The organism is Bradyrhizobium sp. dw_411 (assembly GCF_018449695.1).
Classification (GTDB): domain Bacteria; phylum Pseudomonadota; class Alphaproteobacteria; order Rhizobiales; family Xanthobacteraceae; genus Bradyrhizobium.
This window is the reverse complement of record NZ_JAAVUY010000007.1, coordinates 343,352-351,951: the sequence shown is the minus strand read 5'-3', so window position 1 is coordinate 351,951 and position 8,600 is coordinate 343,352. Positions and strand designations below refer to the sequence as shown.

The following is an 8,600-nucleotide window of genomic DNA, read 5'->3' as shown; positions in this document are numbered from 1 at the left end:
CGATCACCGGCTCGAGCGGAGCGAACGCTGCCACGATCGCCGCCGGCAAGATCACGCTGCACACCGGCACCGCGGCCGATCTGAGCATCACCAGTTCCAACAACGCCGCACTTGGTGCGCTCGGTCTCGGCACCGGGGTTACCCAGGCTCGGACACCCGGTACCGGCGGTCTCTCCGGCGAAACCCTGACCATCGGCGCCACCAACAGCAGTTCGACGGCGACCGCGATTACCTTCGGAACCGGCACCGGCCAGATCTCGACGCTCAACGGGCTCAATGCCGCGCTGGCCTCGAACGATCTGCAGGCCACGCTCGATGCCTCCACCGGCAAGATCAACATCGTGACCACCAACAATGCGGCTTCGTCGACGATCAAAGCGCTCAGCGGTACGGCGACGGTATCCGGCTCGGCGTTCGCCAATGCGGCCGCCGGCGGTTCGGCTCCCGTGCTCGATCCGAACTCGCAGGCGACCCGCGCCAGCCTGGTCACGCAGTACAATAACGTGCTGCAGCAGATCAACACGACCTCTCAGGACTCGTCCTTCAACGGCGTCAACCTGCTGAGCGGCGATACGCTGAACCTGACGTTCGATGAAACCGGCGCTTCCAAGCTGGCGATTGCCGGCGTCACCTTCAACGATGCCGGCCTCGGTCTTTCGAGCCTGACCTCCGGCACCGACTTCCTGGACAACAACTCGGCCAACACGGCTTTGACCGAGTTGACCAAGGCTTCGACTACGCTCCGCACGGAAGCAACCTCACTGGGTTCGAACCTGTCGATCGTGCAGATCCGCCAGGACTTCAACAAGAACCTGATCGACGTGCTGCAGACCGGTTCGTCGAACCTGACGCTGGCCGACACCAACGAGGAAGCGGCCAACAGCCAGGCGCTGTCGACCCGCCAGTCGATCGCGGTCTCCGCGCTGTCGCTCGCCAACCAGTCGCAGCAGAGCGTGCTTCAGCTCCTGCGCTGATCGAAACAGCAAACCAAAAGACGGAAACGGCGGGGGAAACCCCGCCGTTTTTGCGTTTGGCACCTCGAAAAACCCGAGATCAGGCCGAACGGTTCGTGCTAAATGCAGCAATTGGCGGACAGACCCACTTGGCAAGCCATTTAGCCATTGCAGGAACTTGGCGGAATTTGAGCGGAACATGCGCGGAACGGTTCGAAAAATCTCACTGCCGCGCCGGTTCCTCGCCGACCTCATGCACGCCTCGATCAGCGTGCCGTTCGTCTCATTGCGGCGAACCCTTCATATCCGGCAATTGATCGAAGCCCGGGAAATGATGGCGCAGCCGCCCGGCTTTGCGGCGATCTTCGTCAAGGCGTTCTGCCTGGTGGCGAAAGAAGAGCCCGTGCTGCGCACGCTGTACGCCAAATGGCCGTGGCCGCATTTTTATGAACTGCCGCGCAGCGTCGCCGCGGTCGCAATCGCGCGCGTCGAGGACGGCGAGGATTGCGTACTGCCGCAGAAAGTCACGGCGGCGGAGGAGTTGCCGCTGACCGAGGTCGATGCGCTGATCCGGCATGCAAAGGACGCTCCGGTCAACGAGGTGCCGGCGTTCCGGAAGATTCTGATGACAACGAGGTTCCCGTTGCCGCTGCGCCGCCTGATCTGGCTGATCGGCACCAATTTCGGACGTCAGCACGCCAATTATTTCGGCAATGTCGCGGTGACGTCGGTCGCCGCTTACGGGGCCGGCGAGCTTCATGCCTTAAGTCCCGGCCCCTATATCCTTAGTTATGGTGTGGTGGGGTCGGATCAGGGCATTGATGTCGTGATCCGCTGGGACCATCGCGTTACCGACGCGGCCTTGATCGCCAAGGCCCTGACCCGGCTGGAACAGGTGCTGAACACCGAAATAGCAGCCGAGTTGCGTGCCCAAAGGCTCCAGAGCGAGCCACAACCGGTCCGGGCGGTCGCAACCTGACGGCTTTCCCCTGGGCCGTCATTCCGGGGCGATGCGACAGTATCGAACCTCAGATGCACAATTGTGCATCGGGGAATCTCGAGATTCCGGGCCTGGTCCTGCGGACCATCCCGGAATGACGGCATAGCACCCAAAAACCATGGTCTAATCGTTTGACAGAACGGCGGTTTCTCCCTAGAAACCGCCTGCTCGCGGGCCGTTTTCGGCCCGCGATGCGTTTCGCGACCCGTGGTCTGCTCCTTATGCTTTAGGGATTGGACCTGTCGGCACCGGGAAATTCCCGATGCACAGGAGGGCGCGTCTCCTCAAAACTCAAACTTTGCAAAGAGGACGCGATGACTAAGCGCAGTGAGGCGAAATACAAGATCGATCGCCGTATGGGCCAGAATATCTGGGGCCGCCCGAAGAGCCCCGTGAACAAGCGAGAATACGGCCCCGGCCAGCATGGCCAGCGCCGCAAAGGCAAGCTCTCCGACTTCGGCGTCCAGTTGCGCGCCAAGCAGAAGCTGAAGGGCTATTACGCCAACATCAGCGAGCGCCAGTTTCACGGCATTTATGTCGAAGCCGGCCGGATGAAGGGCGACACCGGTGAAAACCTGATCGGCCTGCTCGAGCGCCGCCTCGACACCGTGATCTATCGCGCCAAGTTCGTGGCCACCATGTTCGCCGCGCGCCAGTTCATCAATCACGGCCACGTCAAGGTGAATGGCCGCCGCGTCAACATCTCGAGCTTCAAGCTCAAGATCGGCGATGTGGTCGAGGTCAAGGAATCCTCCAAGCAGCTCGCCGTTGTGCTGGAATCCAGCCAGCTCACCGAGCGCGACGTGCCCGACTTCCTCGAGGTCGATCACTCCAAGATGACCGCGAAGTTCAACCGCGTCCCGCATCTGTCCGACGTGCCGTTCGCCGTGCAGATGGAGCCGCATCTGATCGTCGAATTCTATTCGCGCTAATCGGTACCTTCGCCGTATCCCGAGATCGAAGGCCCCGGTTTTGCCGGGGCCTTTTTCTTGGGTAAGATTAGATGTCATTCCGGGGCGCGTCGAAGACGCGAACCCGGAATGACGAAGCCAGCTCAGAGACCTCGCCATGTACACCCCTGCCCCGCGTGACCCCAAGGCCATTCCGGTCCGCATCAATCTGCTGTCGGATACCCAGACCCGCCCGACACCCGGCATGCGCGAAGCGATGGCGCGCGCCGAAGTCGGCGACGAGCAGATCGGCGACGATCCTTCGGTCAATGTTCTGTGCGAACGCGTGGCCGCTTTGCTGGGCAAGGAAGCCGCGGTGTTCCTGCCATCCGGCACCATGTGCAACGTCACTGCGACGCTGGTGCATTGCCGGCCCGGCGATGAAATTCTCGCGCATGGATCCGCGCATATCATCGCCCGCGAAGGCGGCGCCCACGCCGCACTCGGCGGTTTCCAGATCACGGCGTTGCCGGGCGCCGACGGCAAATTCACGCCCGATACGTTTCGCTCAGCCCTTCATCCGCGCACCCGTTATCAGCCGCCGCAAACCGTGATCAGCGTCGAGCAGACCGCCAATATCGGCGGCGGCACGATCTGGAACAAAGCCGATCTTGATGCGATCGTGCAGATCGCGAAATCAAACGGGCTCGCTACCCATATGGACGGCGCGCGGCTGCTGAACGCCTGCGTCGCGACCGGCATCAGCGCCAGCGACATGGCGTCGGGCTGGGATTCCGCCTGGATCGATTTTTCGAAAGGGCTCGGCGCGCCCGTCGGCGCAGTCATCGCGGGTTCGCGCGATTTCATCGACGAGGTCTGGCGCTGGAAGCAGCGCCTTGGCGGCTCGATGCGCCAGGCCGGCATTTGCGCCGCCGCCTGTACCTATGCGCTCGACCATCACGTCGACCGGCTCGCGGATGACCACAGCAACGCCCGGGCGCTGGCGCGGGGGCTGTCGCAGATCGCCGGCATCGACGTGCAGCAACCCGAAACCAATCTGGTGTTCTTCAAGCCCGATGGCGCAGGCATCAGCGGCGACGACCTGGTCGCGCGCTTGCGTCCGCACGGCGTATTGCTCGCAATGATGGACGGCCGCATCAGGGCCTGCACCCATCTCGATGTCACCGCCGAGATGATCGAGGAGACGGTCGGGCTGGTGCGGGAGATTGCGCGGGGAGCGTAAGACGCCATCTTCCCTTAGCAATCGCCGGCATCCGTCGTCAGCCGCAATGCCGCGAGCAGCGACGTGAAGCCCATCGTGAACAGCAACACTACGACCGCGCTCTCGCGCAGATCCTGAATACGCCAGATGTGGTTGGCAGCGTCGGCGACTTCGCCGCTCTGGCCGATGATCCATGGCGTCACATGGGTAAGACCGGAAGCAAGATAGAGCAGGATCGCCACCAGCCGGAGCTTGCGACTTTGCTCTGTCGTCGCTTCTGACGCAGTTCGCGGGCGGCCGAGATAGATCGCAAAAGCCTGATAGAACAGCCACGAGGTCAAGAGCCAACCCAGGTAGTTCGACAAGGGAACGCCGAAATGCGCGCCGCCATTATGCCATATCCAGGCTTTTGAAATGGTCGCCTCGGGCGGGTCCATCACCACATCCCACTGCGTCATCACGAATGCGGCGACGATGGGCAACGCGACGCGTGCGATATTCCCGTTCAAGCGCCGGTCCGCGCCACCGAGCAACGTTCCCGCCACGATCCACGAAATATATCCCATGCCGAACCACAACGGGCCGACAATGACCGGGATGGCTCCGACATGGATCAGATTCGATCCAACCTCAAAATGATAATGGCCGAACGGAAACCCGGTCGCAGCGCCGACGTTCTCCATCGCGAATGTGATGACGAGACAAATCGCCAATAAAGCCAGCGCATCCTTCCAGCCATAGAACAAGGCTGCATGCGTGCAGGCAATCGCAATTCCAATCGCCGCCAGACCTTGCGCAAAAGGTGTGGGATTCCAGGAGAAACCGACGACCAGCGCGAGATAGATCGCAAGCGCGATCCAGCCGGCCGCGTCAAGCGGCGAAAAAGAACGCCCGCCGCTCATTTGTCGAGCGCCTGATAGATCAGCGTCTTCAATTCAACCTCTATCCGACTAAGCTGCGACGGCGCCTGCATCATGAGGACAGCGAACATGTCGTCCTTTGGATCGATAAAGAAGAAGGTACCGCCGACGCCGTTCCAGCGATATTCGCCTGCCGGCAACAACGCATTTGGCAATTATGCGGTTCGCACCGCAAAGCCGAGACCGAAGCGGCTGCCACCGCCCGGAAAGTAGAAATAGTCGCGGGCGATTTTCGTCTCTGGCCCGATATGGTCCGACGTCATCAAGGCAACGGTCTCAGGCTTGAGATAATTCCGGCCATCCAGCGTACCGCCGTTCAACAGCATCTGCGCGAAGCGCGCATAATCGCCAATGGTGCCGACCATGCCTGCCCCGCCGGATTCCCAGCGCCGCGGGATGGTCGGATCGCTGATCAGCCCCGCCACCCGGCGCGCGAACCGCTCGGTCGGCAAAGGCTCCGCAATCAAAGGCCGCTTCGCGGGATCGGCGACGTAGAAAGCCGTCTCGGTCATATCAAGCGGATCGAGCAACCGTTGCTTTTCGAAGGCGAACAGCGACTGCCCCGAGACCACCTCGATGACCCGGCCGAGAACATCGGTGGAATGACCGTAATCCCACAGCGTTCCCGGTTGCTCGGCGAGCGGTAGTTTCGCGAGGCGTTCGACGAACAAGGCATTGTCGGGATCGCCTTCGAACAAATCCGAATTCGCATAACGTTTCCGCGCCGCGTTATCGCCGTAGAAGCCGTAAGTGAGACCCGAGGTATGGCGCAGCAGGTCCTCGATCGTGATCGGTCGATCGAGCGGCTCGAGCACCAGCACCGGCTTGCCGTTGGCATCGACCTTGTCGACACCGACCCTCACGTCCGCAAAAGCGGGAATGTATCTCGATACGGGATCGCCAAGCGCAAGCTTGCCGTCGTCGACCAGCATCATGGCCGCGACTGACGTGACCGGCTTCGACATCGAATACAAACGAAAGATCGTGTCCGCGCTCATTGGAATCTTGTTTTCGACATCACGCATGCCGAAATTCTCGAAATAGACGGGACGACTGTGTTGCTGGATCAGCAGAACCGCACCGGGGATTTTCCCGGTCGTGATCTCGTTGCGGAGGTAGTCGCCGACCCGCGCCAAACCTTCGCGCGAGAAGCTGGCCCGCCCCGGCGACAGTGATTCCGCGCGACCGGCACTTGGCCCTCCAGCCGAGAGCGCCGCCAACAGAAGCGCGAACCCCGCGGTGGCGTAGCGGTGCGCCGCGCCGTCAATTCTCCATTGCATCATAGATCAGTTTCTTCACACCGGCCTGGATGCGCCCGCGCTCCGTGGGCGTCTGCTCCATCAATACAAAAAACATATCCTGCTTGCGATCGATCACGAAATAGCACCCGCTGGCGCCATCCCATTTCAGTTCGCCGAGCGAACCCGGCGGCGGCGGCTTGGCCGTGCCAGGATCGGTGCGCACGCCGAACCCGAGCCCATAACCGAAGCCGTCACCGGGAAAATAAAAAAACGCGTGCCCCACGCCGGTGCCTGGCCCGATGTGATCCGACGTCATCAACGCGAACGCCTTCGGGCTGAGATATTGCCTGCCATCGAGGCTGCCGCCGTTGAGCAGCATCTGCGAAAAACGCGCATAATCCGCTGCGGTCGAGATCATGCCACCACCGCCGGACTCCCATTTCTTGGGAGTTTCCGGGTTGTCGTCAAAGCCGACTCTGAACGCGCGATCAGCGGGCATCGGCTGCGCGATCAGTTTGAATTTGGCGGGATCGGCCACGAAAAACCCGGTGTCGGTCATACCAAGCGGCACGAACAGATTGTCCTGCTCGAAATGCAACAGCGATTTCCCCGATACGACCTCGATAATGCGGCCGAGAATGTCGGTCGAATGGCCATAGTCCCACGCCGTGCCGGGCTGGATCGCCAGTGGAAGCCGGGCGATGCGTTCGGCGAATTCGGCATTGTCGAAATCGCCATCGTAGATTTTGGCGGCGCGGTAAAGATGCCTGACCATGCCGTCGCCATAGAAGCCGTAGGTGATACCGGATGTCTGCGTCATCAGGTCGTGGATGGTGATCGGCCGGGTCGGCGGCACCAGCTCGAGCACCTTTGCGCTGTCAGCGGCTTTCTTTTCGACGCCGACCTTGACCGCGGCAAACGACGGAATGTACTTGCCAACGGGATCGTCGAGCTTCAGCTTTCCCGCATCGATCAGCATCATCGCCGCGACTGACGTGATGGGCTTGCTCATCGAATACAGACGGAAGATGGTGTCGTCGGTCATCGGTAGACCGGTTGCGACATCGCGCACGCCGATGAGTTCATGATATACCGGCTTGCCGTGCTGCTGGATCAGCAGAACCGCGCCGGGGATCTTGCCGTTCGCAACTTCGTCGCGAAGAAAATCCCCGACGCGCTGCAGTTTTTGCGGATTGAAATGCGCTCCGGCGGGAAGATCGAAACCACCTTCAGCCACGGCGGGCGATATCGCCGCGACCATCACCAGCGCGCCCGAGATCAGCGACCGCATGGCGTGTCGTGAGGTCATACCCGCTCCCTGCCCGCTGCCCGGAATTCTTAAGGGGCGAGTTTAGCGGCGGGCTTAATCCGCACAAGGGTTGCCGAACCCAGCCAGCGACTGTGCGTGCAGCCGGGCGCTGTCGCTCGAAAAGCAGCAGAAGATCACCAGTCGCAGCGATGGCGCGGTGGCCAGTGCCTCGACCGTGGTCGTCACTGCGATGCGCGCCGCTCGATCGGCGGGGAAACGATAGACGCCGGTGGAAATGGCAGGAAAGGCCACGGACACAAGGTGGTGGATCTGGCAAAGTTCGACGGCGCGCCGATAACACGACGCCAGCGCTTCATCTTCGTGCTGGTTTCCGCCGTTCCAGACCGGACCCACGGCATGAACAACATGCCGTGCCGGCAACCGGTAACCTCGGGTGATTTTGGCGTCGCCGGTCGCGCAGCCATGAAGGGTGCGACATTCCGCCAGCAGCTCCGGCCCGGCCGCGCGATGGATCGCGCCATCCACGCCGCCGCCGCCAAGCAGAGAATTATTTGCAGCGTTGACGATCGCGTCAACGCTGAGCGTTGTAATATCGGCGACAGTGACTTCGAGCCGCGCCGGGCCGATCTGGCGCGTGCTCAGGCTCAGGCCGTGGCGGGCGCGCTGAGGGTGACGCCCTTGTCAGCCAAAAGCTGCTGCAGTTCACCGGCCTGGAACATCTCGCGGATGATGTCGCAGCCGCCGACGAATTCGCCCTTCACATAGAGCTGGGGAATGGTCGGCCAGTTCGAGTAGGTCTTGATGCCGTTACGCAGGTCAGCGGACTCCAGAACATTGAGACCCTTGTAGCCGACGCCGACGTGATCGAGAATCTGGACCACCTGTCCGGAAAAACCGCACTGCGGAAACTGCGGCGTCCCCTTCATGAACAGCACGACGTCGTTCGACTTCACTTCATTGTCGATGAATTGCTCGATGCTCATATTCGCTTCCTTTTGGGCACTGCCCCTGTGGCATAACCTCTCGGGCCGGCATCAACCGTCAAACCCGACACTGACCATATATGTACTCCAAACCATTGTGCACCCAAAGTAAAATGGCGGG

Annotated in this window: 8 protein-coding genes and 1 pseudogene; 4 read left to right on the top strand and 5 right to left on the bottom strand. The window is 61.4% G+C overall.

Going from position 1 to position 8,600, the window contains the following annotated elements; all coding sequences use genetic code 11:
* From HB676_RS15040 to HB676_RS15025, 4 genes are all read left to right on the top strand, one after another.
* On the top strand, positions 1-974 hold a 974-nt coding region (locus HB676_RS15040), incomplete at its 5' end, for a flagellin (RefSeq protein ID WP_275944942.1).
* A 178-nt stretch (positions 975-1,152) separates the two neighbouring features.
* Entirely contained in the window at positions 1,153-1,932 is a 780-nt protein-coding gene (locus tag HB676_RS15035) for an acyltransferase (RefSeq protein WP_213738585.1), read from the top strand.
* A gap of 335 nt (positions 1,933-2,267) precedes the next feature.
* Positions 2,268-2,885 carry a 30S ribosomal protein S4 gene (gene rpsD / locus HB676_RS15030; protein WP_213738584.1) on the top strand — a complete coding sequence of 206 codons (618 nt, stop codon included), beginning with the start codon at positions 2,268-2,270 and terminating at the stop codon, positions 2,883-2,885.
* 136 nt (positions 2,886-3,021) lie between these two features.
* Positions 3,022-4,086, top strand: coding sequence for a threonine aldolase family protein (locus HB676_RS15025; RefSeq protein WP_213738583.1), 1,065 nt, complete (start codon positions 3,022-3,024; stop codon positions 4,084-4,086).
* A 14-nt stretch (positions 4,087-4,100) separates the two neighbouring features.
* On the opposite strand, the gene HB676_RS15020 is transcribed toward HB676_RS15025, so the two are convergent.
* From HB676_RS15020 to grxD, 5 genes and pseudogenes are all read right to left on the bottom strand, one after another.
* Positions 4,101-4,967, bottom strand: a complete 867-nt coding sequence (locus HB676_RS15020; RefSeq protein WP_213738582.1) for a carotenoid biosynthesis protein — start codon at positions 4,965-4,967, stop codon at positions 4,101-4,103.
* Positions 4,964-6,265, bottom strand: a pseudogene (locus tag HB676_RS15015) (serine hydrolase domain-containing protein). Before HB676_RS15015 ends, HB676_RS15020 begins: the two are co-directional and overlap by 4 nt.
* The gene (locus tag HB676_RS15010; protein WP_213738581.1) at positions 6,249-7,535 is read right to left on the bottom strand and encodes a serine hydrolase domain-containing protein; all 1,287 of its coding nucleotides are present in this window, start codon (positions 7,533-7,535) and stop codon (positions 6,249-6,251) included. Before HB676_RS15010 ends, HB676_RS15015 begins: the two are co-directional and overlap by 17 nt.
* 54 nt (positions 7,536-7,589) lie before the next feature.
* Positions 7,590-8,144 carry an O-acetyl-ADP-ribose deacetylase gene (locus tag HB676_RS15005; protein WP_213738613.1) on the bottom strand — a complete coding sequence of 185 codons (555 nt, stop codon included), beginning with the start codon at positions 8,142-8,144 and terminating at the stop codon, positions 7,590-7,592.
* Complete coding sequence (gene grxD / locus HB676_RS15000; protein ID WP_213738580.1) at positions 8,141-8,479, bottom strand: Grx4 family monothiol glutaredoxin; 339 nt, start codon at positions 8,477-8,479, stop codon at positions 8,141-8,143. The genes HB676_RS15005 and grxD overlap by 4 nt, the downstream gene beginning before the upstream one ends.
* Positions 8,480-8,600 lie beyond the last annotated feature (121 nt).